Here is an 18308-nt window from a genome sequence, read left to right on the forward strand (position 1 = left end):
CCTCGGGTCAGTGGCGCACGCGGCGCAGCGTCAGCAGTTCGTCCACGGTGAAGCCCGCCGAGCGCGACCAGGCGACAACCTGTTGTTCTTCCTGGCGGACCAGGTCGGCCTTCTCGAGGACACCAGGCACGGCGTCGGCGGGAATGTGCAGGACACCGTGCTCGTCACCGTGCAGCAGATCGCCGGGGCGAACCGTCATCCCGGCAACCGTGACCTCGGTGCCAACGTCGATCAGGCGCATGGAGGAGCGAGCGACGCACAACCCCGCCGCGTACACCGAGTACGGGAACTGGCGCAGCTCGCGGACATCGCGGACGCGGCCGTTCGTGATCAGGCCCCGGATTCCCAGTGCCGCGAGCAGGCTGCCGTTGACCTCACCAAGGAAGGCACCCGCTCCAGCCGGGGTGTCGCAGTCCTCGAGCACCACGACGACCGGGCCGTCGGTGGTCGCGATCGCCTGGTGTAGCTGCGAAACCGGGACGGCGTCCGCGCCGGGGTGCCGCGCGACCATCCGCGCGGTGACCACGCGCCCGACCATCGGCGCGGTTCCGGTGACCCGGGAAACCGAACCGTCGGTGTGGCCGAGATGGGGCGGCCGCAGCCGCAGCGCGTCCAGCGAGTTGCTCAGCGCCGGAGTGTCCCAGGCGGCGAGCGCCTCGATGTCGTCCGTGTTCACGATTCACACTCCCGAATCTCGACGGTTGCCAGCGGGACATGGTGTTGCCCGGCGTGGATGTCCCGGTCGAACACGCTGCCCTGGGCGACCGGACGGGGAAGCGACACCTTCACCACGTTCAGGTCCGGGATCCGGAAGATCCGCAGCGACGCGGATGGGACGCGGTACAGCTCGCTGATCAGCTCCGGCGTGACGAGCGCGTCCGCGATGCGGTAGGCCGCCTCGTCCGGCATGAACGCCTCGATCGTCAGCCAGAACGGCCCGGCGTTCTTCGAGCGCACCTCGGTTGCGAGGTCGCCAAGGGTGTAAGGCGCCGTGTCGGTCATCGTCGTGTCTCCGGCATTTCAAGGCGGAACAGCTCGGTTGGCGAGTCGACGTCGACGACGTGGTTCAGCACGAACTCATAGGCCGCCCCTCGGTCGACGTGGGCTGGTGAGGTGGCAAACGCGAAGCTGGGCAGGTAGGTCATGGTGGGCAGGGGAAGGTGCAGCAGTAGCGGGTTGGCCAGTTTCGAGATCGCCGTCGCCGTCTGCTGATCCCCCGCGCTGACCAGCAGCATCACCCCGACCTCCCGGGGCGGGGAGACTGCCGGCTCGAGGTCGCCGAGGATGGCGTTGTGGCCGTAGAGCCGCAGATCGGCCGCCCATGAGCCGGCGCGCAGGTCGAGCACCGTGTCCACGCGGTCGGTGAGCGTCTTCCGCAGCAGGTCCGCCCAGACGTCGATCGCGCGCAGGACCTTCGGATCCCGGATGCCGGTGAACGACACCGTCTCGTACCCGGTGATCGCCGCGCCTTCCAGCTTGATCGTGTACTGCTCGGCTGGTTCGAACCGGGAACCTTCGACCAGGACGGTCCGGTCGTCGATGGCGGTGTAGCTTGTGTCGGTCACGTCGATGGTGCCGCCAGGTTCCCGCATGGTGAAGGGATCGACGGTCTCGTAGAGCATGTGCGCGGCCACCGAAGCCGGTGTGCAGGCCGCGTTCGGGTCGAGCGGCTCGATGGTGAAGCCGTCGTGGTGGATGCGCGCGAAGACTCCGCCGGCCCGGGGATCGGTCGTGCACTGTCCGCCGCATTCGACGATCTTCGCCGCGTGCCAGGCGGGTCCTGGTGGCATCCCGCGCATGAGCGGGACGGCGGCGGCGAGGGCCGTGTCCGTCGCGCGCCCGGCCAGCACCACGTCCGCGCCCGCCCGCAGCGCCTGCTCGATGGGCTCGTGACCCATCATCCCGACGATGTGCGCACACCGCGTCAGGGTCGACGCGTCGAGTTCGGTGCTGGGCGGCAACGGATGCACGCGTCCGCGCGCCAACTCCGGCGCGAGACGCTCGGCGCTCTGCTCGCTGAAGATCTTCGCGATGGTCGGGTGGAGTCCGTCCTCGGCGCAGATCTCGTCGACGATGGCGGCGACCCAGTGCACGCCGGCGTCCGTCCCGCCGGTCCCGCAGGAGCCGACGATCAGCGGGATTCCCGCCTCGTTCGCCGCGGCGAGGAGGATGCGCAGGTCGCGTCGGACGGCCTGCTCGGTGGTCTTGGCCGTGCCGGTGCCGAGGTAGTAGGGGCCGGAGTCGGTCGATCCGCCGTCGACGGCGATGACGTCGGCGCCGAGGGAGATGCCTCGGGTGATGGTGTCGGGGTGAAAGCCTGCGCCGAGCATGCCGCTCGGGACCAGGATGCCCACGCTGTCCGGTTCCTTCATGGGGCTGCCTTTCTGGTGCGATCAGGTGTGGGCGGGTTGCTTCGTTTCGGACGGCGCAACGCGCAGGAGCCGGGCAAGGCGGTCGGGCAGCCACCAGTTCCAGCGGCCCATGAGGGCGACCAGCGCGGGGACCAGCAAGGTCCGCACCACCAGCGCGTCGACCAGGATCCCGGCGCCGAGACCGGTGGCGATCATCTCGACGACGACGTCCGGAGCGCTCGAGAGCGAGGCGAAGGAGATGCCAAGGATCACCGCGGCGCAGGTGACCAAACGCCCGGTCCTGGCGAGGGCGCTGACGATCGCTTCGCGGGTGGACCCGGTCCGGTCGTACTCCTCGCGCATGCGGGCGAGGATGAAGACCTCGTAGTCCATCGACAGTCCGAACAGGAACGCGAAGGACACGATCGGGATCCAGTTCCGGATCGAGCCCGTGGCCGGCACCCCGTAGAGCAGGTCGGAGCCGAAGCCGTTCTGCCAGAACAACACCAGGAACCCGAAGCTCGCGCCGAGCGAGACGACGTTGAGCACGACGGCCTTGGCGGCGAGCACAACCGAGCGGAACTCCCTGGCCAGCAACAGGAACGTGAGGAGCGCGATGGCCGCGAGCACGAGCGGGAGGTTGCCGTACACCGCGCTGGTGAAGTCGGAGTTCTGCGCGGTGTTGCCGCCGACCTCGGCGCCGCCGGGCACCGCCGCGAGCGCGGCCCGCAGCCGGGCGACCGTCGCGACACCGGCCGAGGTGTTGCCTTCGTCCTTCGGGATCACGGTGATCAGCGCGTCGTCACCACGGCGGAAGGGCGCTGTCGCGGGCGCGAGGACCGTGTACACGCCCGGTGTCGCCGCGGCGATGGACGCGGCCTGCGCTGCCGCGGCCGACCCGCCGTGGGTGAAGAGCTGGATCGGGAAGACGACCGCGCCCGGCACCCCGCCGGCTTCGAGCCGGTGCAGCGTCACCGCCGGATCTCCGTTGCCGCCAAGCGAGTTCGCGCGTGGCTGCCCGGTGTTCATGGCCAACGCGGGAGCGGCGAGCCCGAGGACGATCACGAGCCCGGCCAGGCCTGCGATCCAGCGGCGGCGCACGATCAAGCCCGCCCAGCGCTCCCACCCACGGCTGAAGGTCGTCGAGCCCCGGCGCACGCGGTGCCGGTCCAGCGCCGGGCCCACCGTGGCGAGAACGACCGGCAGCAGGGTGACGGCCGCGGCGATCGCGACCAGCGGGATCAGCATGCCGCCGAGACCGATGCTGCGCAGGAACGGCACCGGGAGGATCACCAGCGAGAGCAGTCCGACCGCGACGGTCAGCCCGCTGAGCACGACCGCGCGCCCGGCGGTGGGGCTCGCGGCGATGATCGCCTCCTCGGACGACTTCCCGCCTTCGCGCTCCTCACGCCAGCGCGTGACCAGCAACAGCGAATAGTCCACGACGATGCCCAGCCCCAGCAGCGCGACGAGGTACTGGACGAGGAAGCTGACGTCGGTCACCCGCTCCACGCCGAGGATGAGCAGAAACGTCGTCAGAATCGATGGAATCGCGATCAGCAGCGGCACGATCGCGATGGCCGAGCCGTAGACGAACAGCAGCACCACCAGCGCACCCGCGGCGCCGATCAGCGTCTCGACCAGCACGCTCGGACCGCCGCTGCTCGGACCGGCCGTGGTCTGGATCTGCTCGAATCCGGTCACCGACACCGCGACACCCTCGGGCGCCGCGGCCTTCAGCGCGGGCTCGATGCCCTCCATCACGCCCGCCCCGGACGGAGTGTCGGGGTTGGGCATGTCGAAGACCGCCCACGTGGTCCGGCTGTCGGCCGAGACCAGCGTGGCGTTTCCGGTGTTCGCGTAGTCGGCGACGGCGAGGTGCCCGGCCTGGTTCGCGGCGGCGAAGGTCCGGGCCGCGATGTCCCGCCCGGCCGCGGTGTCCATGCCCTGACCCGAGGGCAGGGTCAGCGTGGCGATCGTGGGTTGCTCGTTGCCGTCGATGCCCAGCCTCTGCGCCAGGTGCAGGTTGGCGTCATAGCCGGACATACCAGGCGTGGCAAAGGAATGGGTCAGCCCATCGACGGCCGATCCAGTGGCCAACGCCCCGGCGGCCGTGAGGACCAACCAGAGCAGGACGACCAAACCCTTATGGCGCAAGCAGAACTGCGTGACAACGTGCATGGCGGCAGTCTGGACCGCGCATCCTTACAGAAGCCTTTCCGCGCCGGCGAGCAGCCGGCGGCCCAGGCGCGCGGCTTCCTACCCGGGAACGGGCATCAGCATGTCGAGAATCCGACTGAGACTGTGCTGGAAGAGGTCGTCGTTGGACCACGCTCCCTCCACGAAGCCGGACGTGCTGAGCGTGGGGTAGCGCTCTCGCAGCCCGACGATGTGCGCGCGGGCCTTGTCCAGCACGTCGGGATCGTCCAACCGCAGCCAGGTCGCGTCGGTCATCGCGGTACCGATGACGAAGTCGGACAGCAGGCGGGTGGCGGAGGCAAGCTCCATGCCGGACCTGCCGGCGCGGGTCAGCATCGCCTGGAGAAACTCGATCCGCGCCAGCACGTTCGGGCCAAGCAGGGGCCGCCCCAGAAGGCCCGGTGACCACGGATGCGCGAGCATCGCGGCGCGCCAGCCGGACAGCAGCGCGCGAACGGCGGAGCGGGGGTCGGGGCCCGCTTCGGGGATCGGCACCTCGCCGACGATGTGGTCGACCGCGAGGTCGAGCAGGTCCTCCTTGGTCGACACGTGCCAGTAGAGCGCCGTGGAGCTCACCGCGAGGCGCTGGGCCAGCCGCCGCATCGTGAGCCGCTCGGCTCCGTGCTCGTCGAGCTCGACGACAGCCGCGGCGACGATCCGCTCCAGGGTGAGGGGCGCGGCCCGCCTCGTCGGGGATTCGGTCCCGCCGCGCAGCCACAGGACGTCGCCGTGGCCGGCATCGGCTGAGGGCGATCGGCCTTCGCTCGGGTGCGGTTCTCCTGTGGTCACGACGACCGACCCTACTCTCCGCGACGGCTCGATCTACCATCGATACGGAGACTTACCGTTGATAAGTTCACCTTATCGATGATAAGTTCGCGTCATCGCAAGTAAAGACGCCTCACTCACACATGAAGGCCGACATGAAATCTGAGACACCGTCCGCAACGGTCGACAGCCGGACCGGCTCCGGCACGGTTCGCACCCGGTCTGCGGCAGGCGGCGGGGCACGCATCGCGAATCGGTGGATCGCCCTGGTCGTCCTGAGTCTCGCCCAGCTGATGGTCATCCTGGACTCCACCATCGTGAACATCGCGCTGCCGAGCGCTCAACACGACCTGGGGTTCTCCGCCGACGACCGCCAGTGGGTGGTGACCGGCTACGCGCTCGCGTTCGGCAGCCTGCTGCTGCTGGGCGGACGGCTCTCGGACTTCATCGAGCGAAAGAAGCTGTTCATCATCGGCCTGGCCGGCTTCGCGGTCGCGTCCGCGGTCGGCGGCGCGGCGAGCGGATTCGAGATGCTGCTGATCTCCCGTGTCGCCCAGGGCGGGTTCGCCGCGGTACTCGCACCGGCGGCCCTGTCGATGTTGTCGGTGACGTTCGCGGACGACGCGACCGAGCGCGGCCGCGCGTTCGGGATCTTCGGTGCGATCTCGGGTGCCGGTGGTGCGCTGGGGCTGCTGCTTGGCGGGATCCTCACCCAGGACCTGTCCTGGCGATGGTGCCTGTATGTGAACCTGATCATCGCCGCGCTCGCGTTCGCCGGCGCGCTGCTCTTCCTCCCCGACGGCGGCCGGCCGGAGCGCACCCGGCTCGACGGCTCGGGAACGATCACCGCCGTACTGGGCCTGGTCGGCATCGCCTACGGCCTCGGCAATGCCGCATCGAAGGGCTGGGGCGACTTCTGGACGCTGGGACCCGTGGTCGCCGGCGTGCTGCTGCTGATCGTCTTCGTGCTGATCGAGCGTCGCGTGGCCAACCCGCTGCTCCCGCTGTCGGTGATCCTGGACCGTGGCCGAGGCGCTGCCTACCTGTCGATCGGGATCTCGGGAACCGGTGGTTTCGCGGTGTTCCTGTTCCTCACCTACTACCTCCAGGACACTCTGCGGTTCACGCCCATCCAGTCGGGCCTGGCGTTCCTGCCGATGGTGGGTTCGGTGATGGTGGGGGCGATCGTCTCGGGCGCCGTGCTCATGCCGAGGATCGGGCCACGGCCGATCGTGCCGACCGGCAGCCTGCTCGCCGCGATCGGCTTGGCGATGCTCACCGGCATCGACGCGGGGACCAGCTACGCCGGAGGCGTTCTGCCGCCGCTGATCATCATCGGCGTCGGGTTGGGCCTGATCTTCGGCCCAGGACAGAACGCGGCGACCAGCGGGGTGCGGCCGCACGAGTCTGGTGTGGCATCCGCCATGGTGAACATCGCCCAACAGGTCGGCGGGGCCATCGGGCTAGCCGTGTTCAGCTCGCTCGGCGCGACGGTGATCACGAACTACCTCACCGCGCACGCCGCGACGGCGTCGAACCCGGCCACGATCGTCGATGCGACCCTGTCCAGCTACCACTTCGTGTTCTGGGTCGCGGCAGCGTTGTTCCTCGGTGGCGCCGTGCTGACCGCCCTGCTCTTCCGGCGCGGCCCCGTGCCGGTCGACCCGAACGCGATGCCCGTCGTCGCGCACTGAGAACTGCCGACCCGGTCAAGGCCGGGTGGTGGCTCAGTCTTGCCAAACAGGTGATCCGAAACGAACGGCGCACACAAGCGTCGCAGTGTCGAAAGTGAGGAACATGATGAAGGCAGCGCAGTTCAGCCGGTTCGGAGGTCCCGAGGTCCTCGAGACCGTGAACCTTCCCGACCCGCACCCGGGTCCAGGACAGGTCCGGATCGTCGTGCACGCGGCCGGCATCAGCGCGACCGATCCGAAGCTGCGCCAAGGCGTGCTGAACTTCGGTGCGGGACTGCCGCAGACGACGGGCCGCGACGTCGCGGGCGTGGTCGACGAAGTCGGCGATGGCGTGACCGACGTGGTGCCCGGCGACCGAGTGTTCGGCGTCTCCGACGACGGCGCGGGCGCGGCCGAACTGGCACTGCTGACCTTTCGCGCGATCATTCCGCCGTCACTCGGGTTCGTCGACGCCGCCGGACTCCCCACCGCGCTCGAAACCGCGACACGCAGCCTTGATCAGCTCAACGTCGGAGCCGAAACCACGCTGCTCGTCAACGGCGCCACCGGCGGGATTGGCAGCACGACCGTCCAGCTCGCCCTCGCACGCGGCGCACGGGTGATCGGTGTCGCCGGCGCCGGCAACCAGAACTACCTGAGGTCGCTTGGCGCGGAGCCCGTGAGCTACGGCGAAACCATGGCCGAGCAGGTTCGCGCCCTCGCGCCCGACGGCGTCGACGTCGCGCTCGATGTCGCGGGAAGCGGTGTCCTGCCCCAGCTCATCGATCTCGCCGGTGGCTCGCAGAACGTGGTGACAATCGCCGACTTCGACGGTCCCGACAAGTACGGCGTGCGGTTCAGCAACGGATTCACCGACGGTCACGCCTTCCACTCCCTCGCCGACGTGGGCAAGCTGATCGAGGCCGGGCGATTCTGGCTTCCGGTCGACCGAACCTTCCCGCTCGCCGAGATCGCCGAGGCGCACCGCGCCAGCGAGCACGGTCACGTTCGCGGCAGGCTGGTGCTGGTAGTCGCCTGAGACCGCACTCCGCCGAAACCCTTGCGGCACAAGCACTAGCGGATTTCGTATGTGCCGTCCAGCCGGGCGCGGCCGATGACGTGGCCCGCAATGGCGGCGATCGCCTCCTCAAAAGCGAAGCCGGCCGGCAGCCCGGGGGCCTGGTCGAGGGCGAAGAGCTGGAAGACATACGCGTGGGGTCCGTGCGATCGGATCGGCATGGGGCCGGCCCAGCCTCGGCGGCCGAGCGGGCCCTTCCCGTGCCGGATGCCCGGAATCGGGCTGGGGTTGGCGAGGGCGTTCTCCGGGATCCCGCTGAGCGGCGGGGCGATGCCGAGCGTGAGCGCATGGGTGGCGGGCTTCCGGAAAGGGACGTCGGGATCCTGCACGATGAGCATGAGCTCGACGGTGCCGGCCGGCGGCCGCGTCCAGTTGAGGGCGGGCGAGATGTTCGCGCCGAACACCCTGCCTCGGTGCTTCTCCGGGATGGGTGCCCCGTGGTCGAAGGCGGGGCTGGTCAGGGTGAAGTTCTCCGGGGCCGGCAGGTCGGGGTGGGCCCAGACGAGCGTGTGGTGGCCGGCGCGTCGCTTACGCAGTGCGACACCGAGAGGATTTGCGGGCACGACTTCGACTCCTTCTCACTGTGAATCTGGCGGTGAATCTGGCTATCGGTGGGGCTGGACCACGGTCAGCGGACGGCGTTGGCGGAGCCCAGGGACCGGCGGGTGACGAAGTCGATGACCTCGGCGCTGGTGGCGGTCTCGCCGAGCTTGGGGAAGACGCGGTCGAGGCTGTGCCGGTGGGAAACCGGGTCGGGGTCGGCCATCGCGTCCGTGGCGAGAACGACGTGGTAGCCGTGGTCATGGCCGGAGCGCGCGGTTGACTCGACGCCGGAGCTGGTGGCGACGCCGGCGAGCACGATCTGGGTGACGCCAAGGTCGCGCAGCAGGGTGTCCAGGCCGGTGTCGTGGAAGGCGCTGCGGCGCCGCTTCGTGATCAGGTGGTCGCCCGGCTGCGGCGCCAGCTCGTCGACGAGGTCCGCCCAGCCCGCGGGAAGCGTGCCGGTGCTGCCATGGCTGTCCGCGTCGGTGCGGCCGGGCGCGCGGCCCGTGACGTTGACCAGTACGACCGGGAGGTCGTGCTCGCGGAACGCTGTCGACAGGGCGGCCGCGTTCGGCACGATGTGCGCAACCGGGCCGGAGATGATCCCCTTCTGCAAGTCGATGACGACGAGGGCGGGTGTGGGGTCGAGAGTGGTCAGCGGCATGGCTTGCGCTCCTTGGGAATGTCGGGCACGGATGGGGTGCGCATGAGGGAGACGATCGCGGCGATGAGGCCGAGGGCCGCGGAGACGGTGAACACGATGGCCAGTCCGTTGTGGAACGGGCCGGAGATGACGTTCGGGAAGAACTCGCGCCCGGTGAGCAGATCCCTGTTCGCCGGTGTCAACTGCGAGGACGCCCCGTACTGCGACAGCAGGTAGTGGACGGGGTTCACGCCGAGCATGGCCGCGAACAGGGACGAGACCGGCGGGAGGCTGCCGATCTGCGCGGCGACCTGGTGGGTGACGCCGTGCTGGGCGAGGCCGTTGGTGAGGGTGCGCGGCAGGGCGCTGGCCAGGCCCGCGATCATCAGGGAGGAGAACACCGCGATCGACAGCGAGGTGCCGGAGTTCTGGAAGGTGGACCGCATCCCGGAGGCGACGCCGCGATACTCGGCCGGGACGCTCGACATGACCGAGGAGGAGTTCGGCGAGCTGTACATCCCGACGCCCACCCCGTTCAGGGCGATCAGCAGGGCGAAGGGCCAGTACGGGAAGTTCACCGGCAGAACGAGCAGGCCGACGAAGCTCAGGGCGAACAGGAACATGCCGCCGGAAGCGAACCAGCGCGCCCCGAACCGATCGGACAGCGAGCCCGACAGCGGACCCGCGACGAAGAATCCGACCGTCAGCGGCAGCAGGAAGATGCCTGCCCACAACGGCGTCTGGCTGTAGTCGTAGCCGTGCAGCGGTAGCCAGATGCCCTGTAGCCAGATGACCAGGACGAACTGGAGGCCGCCCTGCGCGAGCCGGGCGATGAACCCGGTGAGGGCGCCGGCCGTGAACGTCCTGATCGCGAACAGGCGCAGCCGGAACAGCGGCTCCGTGACCCTCCGCTCGATCGCCGCGAACGCGGCCAACAATGCCGCGCCGCCGACGAGCCCCGCGATCACCGCCGGGTTCGACCAGCCCATCGTCTGACCGTCGTAGGGCTGGATCCCGTAGGTGACCGCGACGAGAATCGCGCTCAGGCCGATCGCGAAGGTCGCGTTGCCCCACCAGTCGATCCGTGCCGGATGTCGCGCCCCCGTGTCCCGCAGCCGGAAGTACGCCCACAGCGTCCCCGCGATGCCGACCGGCACGTTCACCCAGAACACCGCTCGCCAGTCCCACGCCGCGAGCAGGCCCCCGGCGGTCAGCCCGATGAACTGCCCGGCGAACACCGCGGCCTGGTTCACCCCCAGCGCGAAGCCGAGCCGCTCCCGGGGGAACGCGTCGGTCAGGATCGCGGCCGAGTTCGCCGAGAGCATCGAGCCGCCGAACGCCTGGAGGAAGCGCCAGCCGATCAGCCACAGGGCCGCACGCGAACCCGTGAGGGGATCGAGCGACAGCAGGATCGAGGCCACCGTGAACACCACGAACCCGAGGTTGTAGATCCTGACCCGGCCAAGGACGTCGCCCAGCCGGCCGAGACTCACCACGAACACCGCCTGCACCAGCCGGTAGCCCATGATCATCCACAGCAGGTAGGCGATGTTCGCCGGAGCCAGTGGATCCAGGTGAATGCCGGTGAAGATCGCCGGCAGGGCGATCAGGACGATCGACCCGTCCAGGCTCGACATGAACACGGCCATCGTCGTGTTCGTCAGTGCCACCCACCGGTAGCGGTCGGACTCCGAGGAGCGGGGCCGCACCGTTCGCGGTGACCTGTCCAGCTGGTTGCCCATCACGTCTCCGGCTCGCCACGCGCCGTGCGGTACGCGGCACCGTGCGGAGCCCTCGCTCGTTTATTTAGGTATAAGAAAGACACGTTTAGGTACACTAACGAACCATGGAGAAGGACGCAACAGTGGGACAGCCCGTCGAGGCCGAGGAGGCCGACCTCGGTGGGCTGGTGCGCTCCGCCGTCGGGCGCCTCTACCGCCGCTTCCGCAGCGAGCGCCCCGAAGGTGGCCTCGGAGACGCGGCACTCGCGGTGCTCACCCGTCTCCACAAGCACGGACCGCAGACGCTCACCGAACTCAGCGACCACGACCGGGTCTCGCCCGCCTCCATGAGCCAGACCGTGAACCGCCTCACCTCGGCCGGCTATGCCGTACGCACCCGCGACCCCGGCGACGGTCGCAAGGTGCTCTTCAGCGTCACCGCGGAAGGCGACGAACTCGCCAGCGCCGCCAGGGCGCAGCGCAACGCCTGGCTCGACGACCGGCTAAGCGTCCTCAGCGCCGAAGACCGCGCGGTGGTCGCCCGCGCCGCAGCACTGCTCAGCGGCATCGCCGACACCTGACGGCTGCGGCGGGACGAGGGCGTCGTGCAAGCCGAGCGGAACGGGCGGTGGCAAGGCATTCCCCGGATCCGCCTGGTCGGAGCGCAACGCGTCCAGCAGGTACGCGATGAGCCGTCGGGACGCGGCCGGGGCCTGCTCGGCAGTGGCGGCGATGATGCCGCAATTGGCCGTGAACAACAGCATCAGGTCGTCCTGCACGAAATCCGCGCGCAGACGTCCGCTCTCCTTGGCGCGCCTGGTCAGCTCGGCGAAATCGCGCAGGGCATGGTCCCGTTGGTGTTCGACGTTGACCAGATCGGGCAGCGCAGCGCAGACCGCAGCGCTGAAACCGCGGTCTGCGGCCTGCATGGCGTACACCTTCTCGATGACGGTGCAGAATCCCCGCCACGGGTCCGGATCGGTCAGCGCGTCGTCCACGGCCGACACGTATGCCGCGAACTGGTCGGCGAACACCTCGGCGACCAGCGATTCCTTGGTGGGAAACGGCGGTAGAGCGTGGCGACACCGACTCCGGCGTGCCGGGCGATCGCGGTCATCGACACGTCGAGCCCTCGTTCGTACCGTGCTAGCGTGATCAGCAGGGAATTAGCCATTTGCTGGCAACACAATCCGTGCTGGTACTGCCCTGGAGATTATGTGGGATACCAAGGACCGTTCTTCCCGAAGCAAGCGGCCAGCCGGGTCAACGGCTGCGTAACGGCGCTACTCGACTCTCCTCGGTGGGGCCGGGTGGTCAGCAAACGGATCACGACCGTCACCTACACGGGGCGACGCTCGGGACGCTTCCTCAGCACACCGGTCGCCTACCGTCGCGCGACCGACACCGTCACGATCGATGTCAAGCTTCCCGAAGCCAAGACGTGGTGGCGCAACTTCACGGGCGACGGAGGCCCCTTGTCGCTCCAGCTCAACGGAACCGACCGCACGGGACATGCGATCGCTCACCGGGATGAGAAGGGCCGCGTCACCGTCACCGTGCACCTGAGCGACTGACGCACCTCCAGATTCGACAAACATTCCGCACCGCCCGGCCAAGCCGCGCGACCATCGACCTCGGCGCTAACATCCCGTCCATGCGGCGGCAACGCTTCACCGGAACGATCACGACCGGACCCCGGGGCCGGGTGTATCTGCCGGTGCCGTTCGACCCGAACGAGGTTTGGGCTCCGAAGGGCACTCATCACATCACCGGCACTCTCAACGGCCGCAAGGTCCGCGGCCCGCTCGGATCGTTCGGCGCCGATCTCGGTCTTGGTCTGGGCGAGGGGTGGCTGCGGGACAACGGCATCGAAGCGGGCGACCAGGTCGACGCGGAACTGGTGCCAGAAGGCCCGCAGCAGCAGGACCTGGCTGACGACATCGTGGCGGCGTTGGCGGCGAACCCGAAGGCCGGGGCGTTCTTCGATTCGCTCGCGACCTTCTATCGCAAGGGCTATCTGCGCTGGATCGACGCCACCACCCGCCGTCCCGACGTTCGCACGGCACGCATCGCCGACATGATCACCCTCCTCGAACAGGGGAAGAAGCAACGCTAGACGCGACGCTCGCGGACACTCGTGGTTCGCGATCGACGCTGCCCGCGCGCGGCAGATGGGTTTCGTCGTGCGAAATCCCGAGTATCGTGCGGGCACTGTGCACCCCGACCCGTGTTTCATGACCGCCAGGGAGCAGTCCGCCGCGCTGCGCAGGCGGGAGTTGTCCGCCCGCGAGCTGGTCGCCGCGCACCTTGCCCAGATCGACCGGGTCAACCCGGCGGTCAACGCCATCGTCACCCTGGTCGCCGAGCGCGCGCTGGCCGAGGCGGACCAGGCGGACCGTCGCCTGGCCGCCGGCGAACCGGTGGGGCCGCTGCACGGGATTCCGGTGGCGCACAAGGACACTCACGACACTACCGGCATCCGCACCACCTATGGCTCGCCGACGTTGGTGGGCAACGTGCCCTCCGCCGACGCGCTGATCGTGGCTCGGATGCGGGCGGCTGGCGTGATCACGATCGGGAAGACGAACGTGCCGGAGTTCGGGGCCGGCTCGCACACGTTCAATCCGGTCTTCGGTGCCACCCGCAATCCCTACGACCTGACCAGGAGCGCCGGCGGCAGCAGCGGGGGCGCGGCCGCCGCGCTGGCCTGCGGCATGCACCCCCTGGCCGATGGCTCGGACATGGGCGGCTCGCTGCGCAACCCGGCCTCGTTCAACAACGTCGTCGGGCTGCGCCCGGCGCCGGGGCGGGTGCCCAGCTTTCCGCGCCTGGCGGCCTGGGCGACGATGGGGGTGGACGGGCCGATGGCGCGCACGGTGGCCGACCTCGCGTTGCTGCTGTCGGTGATCGCCGGCCCGGACGAGCGGTCCCCGATCGCCATCGAACAACCCGGGTCGGTGTTCGCTGCTCCGCTGGAGCGCGACCTGACCGGGTTGCGGGTGGCCTGGGCGCCCGATCTTGGCGGCGCGATCCCGGTCGACCCCGCGGTCCGTTCCGTGCTGGAGAGCCAGGTCGCGGTGTTCGAGGATCTGGGCTGCCGGGTCGAGGAGGCAAGCCCCGACCTGTCGGGGGCCGAGGAGGTCTTCCGTACCCTGCGCGCCTGGGAGTTCGAGCTGATTCTTGGCGGCCTGCTGGACCGGTCGCGTGAGCTGCTCAAGCCCAGCCTCGCGGACAACATCGAGCAGGGCCGGCGGCTGCGCGGTCGCGACATCGGCCGCGCCGAGGTGCTGCACACCCAGCTGTTCCACCGCATGCGGGAGTTCCTCACCCGCTACGACGTGCTCGCTCTGCCGGTCAGCCAGGTGCCGCCGTTCGACGTCGACCTGGAGTACCCCACCGAGATCGCCGGCGTGCCACAGGAGTCCTATGTGGACTGGATGCGATCCTGCTATCTGATCAGCGCCACCGGCCTTCCTGCGCTGTCGGTGCCCGCCGGGTTCACACAAGGGGGTTTGCCGGTCGGCCTGCAACTGGTCGGTCGACATCGCGGCGAGTTCGCGCTGCTACAGATCGGCCACGCCTTCGAGCAGGCCACCGGGTTCGGCCGCCGCCGACCCGGCGTAGTGGCACCGTAATCGCTGCGCCGCCCTCCGCCCGTTGGAGGACGCGTAGCGGCCGTTGGGGCGGGAGGCGGCGCTGCTGCCGTTGGCGCGGAACGCGTCCGACGGCGTGCCCAGCGCGATCGTCGTGCACCCGTGCGGGCCGCTCGACAAACTGCTCGCGCACTGCTGGCTGGCCAACCTCCCGCGCCGCCGGTTCTAGCCGATGTGCGTGTTCGTGCCCGTCCACCACAGCGCGCGTGCGCAGGCCCAGCGGCCGCACGAGTTGTCGTTGGCGTAGATCACGATGTTGCCGTCGTCCTGGAGCGAGAGCCACGCGCCGGGGTACCCGTTGGTGTTGGTGGTCCACACCACCCGGCTGTTGCCGTCGTACATGACGAAGTTGCCGTCGCCCTGAAGTATCACGACGTTGCCGCCGCGTCCATAGGTGCCCGAGGACCACAGGGGGTTGCCCGAGGAGCTGTAGGCCACGAGATTGCCGTCGTATTGCATGGACAGGCGGATGAAACCGTTGCTGCTGGAAATCATGTCACCGGCGTACAGCCGGTCCACCCGGTCGGGGGCCAGGATGCTGCCGATCAAGAAGGCCTGCGGGCGGATGGTGGCGCTCTGTGCGGCTGGGGCGGCCGGAGCGGCCTCGGCGGTGGTCGCGGCAATGCCGGTCAGCAGCGTCGCGCTCACGAACGCGCCGATCAGGGCCCTGCGGAAACGCATGGGTGATCCTTTCAGATCTTGGTGGACAGCCCGCCCACCGCACCGCACCCGGACCCGAGACGCATCGTGGTGCGCACCGCAATGGTTAGGAACTCCAGTCCCCGGCCGCGATCCGCCCGCTGTCACCCCAGGTCAACGCCCATGGCCGAGTATCGGGCACCCACGGGTCAGCGGACCGGAATGTCGTAGTAGCGGCGCACACTCGACCCCGCGACGCTCAGGTCGGCGCCGTAGATGTGCAGGGAGATCGCGTTGGTGGTGCTGGTGTTGTGCACCCGGTGGATGTCTCCGGGTGGCGCGAATCCGCTGACGTCGCCGACGTGGTTGGCGGTCTGACCGATCTCGGTGAGGTGGTCGCCGTTGTCGCGGTAGAGCGTTTCGTGCTCAACGCCTTCGAGCACGCCGAACGCGCACCACGCGATGTGGTCGTGGATGCGGGTGATCTGGCCGGGACTCCAGACGATCGCCGTGATGGAGAAGTCGGCTTCGGCATGCAGCACGTGCCCTCGGGTTTCCGTGCGTTCGGCCGCGGTGAGGATGTCGGTTCCCAGGGCCGGCGAGGCGCGGAGCACGTCCGCGACGGCGTGTGCGGCGCGGCGCGGATCCTCGGCGTGGCGCGTGGCGGCGACCCGGACACCGGCGATGAGTTCGGCCAGTCCCGGACGGACGAGCGTGGTGGTTCCCATGGCTCCCAGCGTGCGGCCGGGCAACCCATTGCGTCCAATGGCTATTACTTCCACAACAGATAGGTATCCTCTATACATGCTGGATCTGGTGCGATTGCGCGTGCTGGCGACCGTGGCCAAGCACGGCTCGGTCACCGAAGCGGCCAAGGAGCTGCACTACTCGCAGCCGTCGGTCAGCCAGCAGTTGGCCAAACTGGAGTCCGAGACGGGCGCGCAGCTGGTGCAGCGGGTCGGGCGCGGCATCCGGCTGACCGAGGCGGGCGCCCTGCTCGCCGACCGCGCGGAGGCGATCCTTGGGCGGGTCGACGCCGCAGCCACTGAGCTGGCGGCGCACGTCGGGTTGCGGGCCGGGAGGGTCCGCCTGGCCGGGTTCTCCTCCGCGCTCGTGGCGTTCCTGCCTGCGGCCGCCTCCGTGCTGAACGACCGGCATCCGGGGCTGGAACTGGAGATCACCGAGACGCATCCGCCGGAGGCGTTGCAGTTGTTGCGCAGCGGCTCGGTGGACCTGGCGATCGGCTTCCGGTACGCCGGCAGTCCACCGGAGGAGCCCGGGATCCGGACCACGCACCTGCTCGACGACCCCAGCTTCCTGTTGACGAGTTCGTCCGGCGACCGGCTCACCGACTATCGCACGGCCCGCTGGATCGCCGGCTGCGAGCGGCACCGCGAGCAGCTGCTCGCACTGTCCACACGGGACGGATTCGTGCCGAACATCGCCTTCAACACCGACGACATCGCGGTGAAGCAGGCGCTGGTCGCCGCAGGCATGGGCGTGACCATCGTGCCGGGTCTGGCCATCCGCCAGCATCTGCACCCCGGCGTGCGGGCGATCGAGTTGCCCGATTCCGACCGGCAGGTGTACGCCGCCACCTATGGTGAGCCACCCGACCCGCCGCCAACGGCGGCCCTGCTCGCCGCCCTCACCGCAGTCGGGTAGCCGATCGGGCGGGCTCGGACGTTAGTCGTTGCGGTCGGTACCACGAGGCAACTCCGCGCCAGCGCGCCGACCATGGTGGGCAGGTGCGCCGAGCCATGCCCGGCGTCACTCGACCACGCGTCCGTTCACGGCAGGAGCACCATGCACATCGAGCGTCCGTCCGAGCTGGACCTCGCGAAATTTCTGCTGGCCCACCAGGGTTTCCGTCGGCAGGCGGCCAGGCTTCGTGATCTGCTGGCCTCGCCGGAGGAACTCACTGGGGAGCGGCTGGCGGCCCTGACCAGACACTGGACGAAGTACCTGTGTGTGCTGGAACACCATCACACCACGGAGGACGAGAAGATCTGGCCGTTGCTGCGCGCCGCCGCGCCCGAGGCCGCGGCTGCGCTGGACGAGCTGGAGGCCGAGCACGCCGAGCTGGACAGGTTGATCGACGCGAGCGCTGCCGCCCTGGTGCGGCTGGCCGACGATCCCTACCACCGCCCGGCCGCGGCGGCCCTGTTCGGCGAGTTCGCCGACCTGGTCGACCGGCACCTCGACCACGAGGAGAAGCATGCCGTGCCGCTGCTCCTGACGGCGCTCACCCGCGACGAGTGGCTCGCCATCGAGACCGCCAACGCGGCCTCCCTGCGCGCGCACGACCTGGTCCCGTTCGTGCTGCCGTGGAGCCTGGAGGACGCCCCGCCCGCCGTCGTGGACGCCTTCCTGTCCTCGTCCCCGCCGGAGCTGCGCACCGTGTACGAGAAGGTATGGCTGCCGGCCTACCAGCGTCAGGCCCGCCTGTTGTGGCAGGGCATGTTCGACACCGCCGCCAGAGCCTGATCGTCGACTCTCGTATACGTCCAGAACAGTCCACAGTAGACAGAGAAAACAGGAGCCGTTTCGATGAGCCGTGAGAACGTGCTGGTCTCGGCCGAATGGTCCGAGCAGAACCTGGAAGCGTCCGGGGTGGTGTTCGTCGAGGTCGACGAGGACACCAGCGCCTACGAGGGCGGCCACATCCCCGGTGCCGTGCGGTTGGACTGGCGGACCGAGCTTCAGGACGCGGTGCGCCGGGACTTCGTGGACCGCGCGGGCTTCGAGAAGCTGCTGTCGGCCAAGGGCATCGGCAACGACGACACCGTGGTCCTCTACGGCGGCAACAACAACTGGTTCGCGGCGTACGCGTACTGGTACTTCAAGCTCTACGGCCACGACACGGTCAAGCTGCTCGACGGCGGCCGCAAGAAGTGGGAGCTGGACGGCAGGCCGCTGAGCGCCGACGAGGTGGTCCGTGAGGCCACCACCTACGCCGCGCAGGAGCAGGACCTGTCCATCCGCGCGTTCCGCGACGAGGTCGTGGCCGCGATCAATGAGAAGAACCTCGTCGACGTGC

22 protein-coding genes are annotated in these 18308 nt (G+C 69.3%); 10 read left to right on the forward strand and 12 right to left on the reverse strand.

The genetic code is table 11. The features are described 5' to 3' along the window. Positions 1–7: 7 nt before the first annotated feature. The 5 genes from F0L68_RS04800 to F0L68_RS04820 form a co-directional block, all read right to left on the reverse strand. Entirely contained in the window at positions 8–676 is a 669-nt protein-coding gene (locus tag F0L68_RS04800) for an RraA family protein (RefSeq protein WP_149848192.1), read from the reverse strand. Further along, on the reverse strand, positions 673–1002 hold the full coding sequence (locus F0L68_RS04805) for a DUF4387 domain-containing protein (protein WP_149848193.1): 330 nt from the start codon (positions 1000–1002) through the stop codon (positions 673–675). The genes F0L68_RS04800 and F0L68_RS04805 overlap by 4 nt, the downstream gene beginning before the upstream one ends. Beyond that, positions 999–2372, reverse strand: coding sequence for an acyclic terpene utilization AtuA family protein (locus F0L68_RS04810; protein WP_149848195.1), 1374 nt, complete (start codon positions 2370–2372; stop codon positions 999–1001). The genes F0L68_RS04805 and F0L68_RS04810 overlap by 4 nt, the downstream gene beginning before the upstream one ends. A gap of 21 nt (positions 2373–2393) precedes the next feature. After that, positions 2394–4532 carry an MMPL family transporter gene (locus F0L68_RS04815; RefSeq protein WP_149848196.1) on the reverse strand — a complete coding sequence of 713 codons (2139 nt, stop codon included), beginning with the start codon at positions 4530–4532 and terminating at the stop codon, positions 2394–2396. 78 nt (positions 4533–4610) lie between these two features. Beyond that, positions 4611–5339, reverse strand: a complete 729-nt coding sequence (locus F0L68_RS04820) for a TetR/AcrR family transcriptional regulator (protein WP_149848197.1) — start codon at positions 5337–5339, stop codon at positions 4611–4613. A 134-nt stretch (positions 5340–5473) separates the two neighbouring features. On the opposite strand from F0L68_RS04820, the gene F0L68_RS04825 reads away from it, so the two are divergent. Beyond that, positions 5474–7012 (forward strand): MFS transporter, encoded by a 1539-nt coding sequence (locus F0L68_RS04825; protein WP_149848199.1) that lies wholly within the window; start codon positions 5474–5476, stop codon positions 7010–7012. 106 nt (positions 7013–7118) lie between these two features. Beyond that, positions 7119–8030 (forward strand): NADP-dependent oxidoreductase, encoded by a 912-nt coding sequence (locus F0L68_RS04830; RefSeq protein ID WP_149848214.1) that lies wholly within the window; start codon positions 7119–7121, stop codon positions 8028–8030. Between the two features lie 35 nt (positions 8031–8065). On the opposite strand, the gene F0L68_RS04835 is transcribed toward F0L68_RS04830, so the two are convergent. The 3 genes from F0L68_RS04835 to F0L68_RS04845 all read right to left on the reverse strand — a co-directional run bounded on the left by F0L68_RS04835 (position 8066) and on the right by F0L68_RS04845 (position 10997). Continuing rightward, on the reverse strand, positions 8066–8632 hold the full coding sequence (locus F0L68_RS04835) for a YbhB/YbcL family Raf kinase inhibitor-like protein (protein ID WP_149848200.1): 567 nt from the start codon (positions 8630–8632) through the stop codon (positions 8066–8068). A 65-nt stretch (positions 8633–8697) separates the two neighbouring features. After that, positions 8698–9276 carry a cysteine hydrolase family protein gene (locus tag F0L68_RS04840; protein WP_149848201.1) on the reverse strand — a complete coding sequence of 193 codons (579 nt, stop codon included), beginning with the start codon at positions 9274–9276 and terminating at the stop codon, positions 8698–8700. After that, entirely contained in the window at positions 9267–10997 is a 1731-nt protein-coding gene (locus F0L68_RS04845) for an MFS transporter (protein WP_149848202.1), read from the reverse strand. Before F0L68_RS04845 ends, F0L68_RS04840 begins: the two co-directional genes overlap by 10 nt. A gap of 104 nt (positions 10998–11101) precedes the next feature. On the opposite strand from F0L68_RS04845, the gene F0L68_RS04850 reads away from it, so the two are divergent. After that, positions 11102–11557 (forward strand): MarR family winged helix-turn-helix transcriptional regulator, encoded by a 456-nt coding sequence (locus F0L68_RS04850; protein ID WP_149848203.1) that lies wholly within the window; start codon positions 11102–11104, stop codon positions 11555–11557. Here the strand turns inward: F0L68_RS04850 and F0L68_RS04855 are convergent. Both F0L68_RS04855 and F0L68_RS43330 read right to left on the reverse strand, forming a co-directional pair. Then, positions 11480–12010, reverse strand: a complete 531-nt coding sequence (locus tag F0L68_RS04855; RefSeq protein ID WP_223198501.1) for an SbtR family transcriptional regulator — start codon at positions 12008–12010, stop codon at positions 11480–11482. The two genes, F0L68_RS04850 and F0L68_RS04855, sit on opposite strands and share 78 nt — an antisense overlap. Further along, complete coding sequence (locus F0L68_RS43330) at positions 11959–12150, reverse strand: helix-turn-helix domain-containing protein (protein WP_223198497.1); 192 nt, start codon at positions 12148–12150, stop codon at positions 11959–11961. The genes F0L68_RS04855 and F0L68_RS43330 overlap by 52 nt, the downstream gene beginning before the upstream one ends. Before the next feature lie 43 nt (positions 12151–12193). Between F0L68_RS43330 and F0L68_RS04860 the strand changes: the two genes are divergently transcribed. The 4 genes from F0L68_RS04860 (at position 12194) to F0L68_RS42150 (ending at position 14798) form a co-directional block, all read left to right on the forward strand. Beyond that, positions 12194–12550 (forward strand): hypothetical protein, encoded by a 357-nt coding sequence (locus F0L68_RS04860; protein ID WP_149848215.1) that lies wholly within the window; start codon positions 12194–12196, stop codon positions 12548–12550. A gap of 80 nt (positions 12551–12630) precedes the next feature. Then, on the forward strand, positions 12631–13092 hold the full coding sequence (locus F0L68_RS04865) for a YdeI/OmpD-associated family protein (RefSeq protein WP_149848204.1): 462 nt from the start codon (positions 12631–12633) through the stop codon (positions 13090–13092). A 118-nt stretch (positions 13093–13210) separates the two neighbouring features. After that, entirely contained in the window at positions 13211–14611 is a 1401-nt protein-coding gene (locus tag F0L68_RS04870) for an amidase (RefSeq protein ID WP_223198498.1), read from the forward strand. Between the two features lie 43 nt (positions 14612–14654). Then, entirely contained in the window at positions 14655–14798 is a 144-nt protein-coding gene (locus F0L68_RS42150; protein WP_188316394.1) for a hypothetical protein, read from the forward strand. Here F0L68_RS42150 and F0L68_RS04875 read toward each other — a convergent pair. Together F0L68_RS04875 and F0L68_RS04880 are read right to left on the reverse strand one after the other, a co-directional pair. After that, positions 14795–15310, reverse strand: a complete 516-nt coding sequence (locus tag F0L68_RS04875) for a hypothetical protein (RefSeq protein WP_149848206.1) — start codon at positions 15308–15310, stop codon at positions 14795–14797. The genes F0L68_RS42150 and F0L68_RS04875 overlap by 4 nt on opposite strands. Positions 15311–15477: 167 nt before the next feature. Continuing rightward, positions 15478–15996, reverse strand: a complete 519-nt coding sequence (locus F0L68_RS04880) for a cysteine dioxygenase family protein (protein WP_149848207.1) — start codon at positions 15994–15996, stop codon at positions 15478–15480. 76 nt (positions 15997–16072) lie between these two features. Here F0L68_RS04880 and F0L68_RS04885 point away from each other — a divergent pair, with 76 nt between their 5' ends. From F0L68_RS04885 to F0L68_RS04895, 3 genes are all read left to right on the forward strand, one after another. Further along, complete coding sequence (locus F0L68_RS04885) at positions 16073–16933, forward strand: LysR family transcriptional regulator (RefSeq protein ID WP_149848208.1); 861 nt, start codon at positions 16073–16075, stop codon at positions 16931–16933. Between the two features lie 141 nt (positions 16934–17074). Next, complete coding sequence (locus tag F0L68_RS04890) at positions 17075–17755, forward strand: hemerythrin domain-containing protein (protein ID WP_188316395.1); 681 nt, start codon at positions 17075–17077, stop codon at positions 17753–17755. A 63-nt stretch (positions 17756–17818) separates the two neighbouring features. Then, positions 17819–18308: sulfurtransferase (locus F0L68_RS04895; RefSeq protein ID WP_149848210.1), on the forward strand; the 490-nt coding region annotated here is incomplete at its 3' end.

It is taken from the genome of Solihabitans fulvus (genome assembly GCF_008386585.1).
GTDB lineage: Bacteria > Actinomycetota > Actinomycetes > Mycobacteriales > Pseudonocardiaceae > Solihabitans > Solihabitans fulvus.

What these genes read in the sequence shown, in the direction of transcription:
- F0L68_RS04815 (WP_149848196.1), bottom strand. Translation starts at nt 4,532, where the DNA reads ATGCACGTTGTCACGCAGTTCTGCTTGCGCCATAAGGGTTTGGTCGTC.
- F0L68_RS04880 (WP_149848207.1), bottom strand. Translation starts at nt 15,996, where the DNA reads ATGGGAACCACCACGCTCGTCCGTCCGGGACTGGCCGAACTCATCGCC.
- F0L68_RS04870 (WP_223198498.1), top strand. Translation starts at nt 13,211, where the DNA reads ATGACCGCCAGGGAGCAGTCCGCCGCGCTGCGCAGGCGGGAGTTGTCC.
- F0L68_RS04885 (WP_149848208.1), top strand. Translation starts at nt 16,073, where the DNA reads ATGCTGGATCTGGTGCGATTGCGCGTGCTGGCGACCGTGGCCAAGCAC.
- F0L68_RS43330 (WP_223198497.1), bottom strand. Translation starts at nt 12,150, where the DNA reads ATGGCTAATTCCCTGCTGATCACGCTAGCACGGTACGAACGAGGGCTC.
- F0L68_RS04830 (WP_149848214.1), top strand. Translation starts at nt 7,119, where the DNA reads ATGAAGGCAGCGCAGTTCAGCCGGTTCGGAGGTCCCGAGGTCCTCGAG.
- F0L68_RS04840 (WP_149848201.1), bottom strand. Translation starts at nt 9,276, where the DNA reads ATGCCGCTGACCACTCTCGACCCCACACCCGCCCTCGTCGTCATCGAC.
- F0L68_RS04805 (WP_149848193.1), bottom strand. Translation starts at nt 1,002, where the DNA reads ATGACCGACACGGCGCCTTACACCCTTGGCGACCTCGCAACCGAGGTG.
- F0L68_RS04810 (WP_149848195.1), bottom strand. Translation starts at nt 2,372, where the DNA reads ATGAAGGAACCGGACAGCGTGGGCATCCTGGTCCCGAGCGGCATGCTC.
- F0L68_RS04845 (WP_149848202.1), bottom strand. Translation starts at nt 10,997, where the DNA reads ATGGGCAACCAGCTGGACAGGTCACCGCGAACGGTGCGGCCCCGCTCC.
- F0L68_RS04890 (WP_188316395.1), top strand. Translation starts at nt 17,075, where the DNA reads ATGCACATCGAGCGTCCGTCCGAGCTGGACCTCGCGAAATTTCTGCTG.
- F0L68_RS04875 (WP_149848206.1), bottom strand. Translation starts at nt 15,310, where the DNA reads ATGCGTTTCCGCAGGGCCCTGATCGGCGCGTTCGTGAGCGCGACGCTG.
- F0L68_RS04825 (WP_149848199.1), top strand. Translation starts at nt 5,474, where the DNA reads ATGAAATCTGAGACACCGTCCGCAACGGTCGACAGCCGGACCGGCTCC.
- F0L68_RS04850 (WP_149848203.1), top strand. Translation starts at nt 11,102, where the DNA reads ATGGAGAAGGACGCAACAGTGGGACAGCCCGTCGAGGCCGAGGAGGCC.
- F0L68_RS04865 (WP_149848204.1), top strand. Translation starts at nt 12,631, where the DNA reads ATGCGGCGGCAACGCTTCACCGGAACGATCACGACCGGACCCCGGGGC.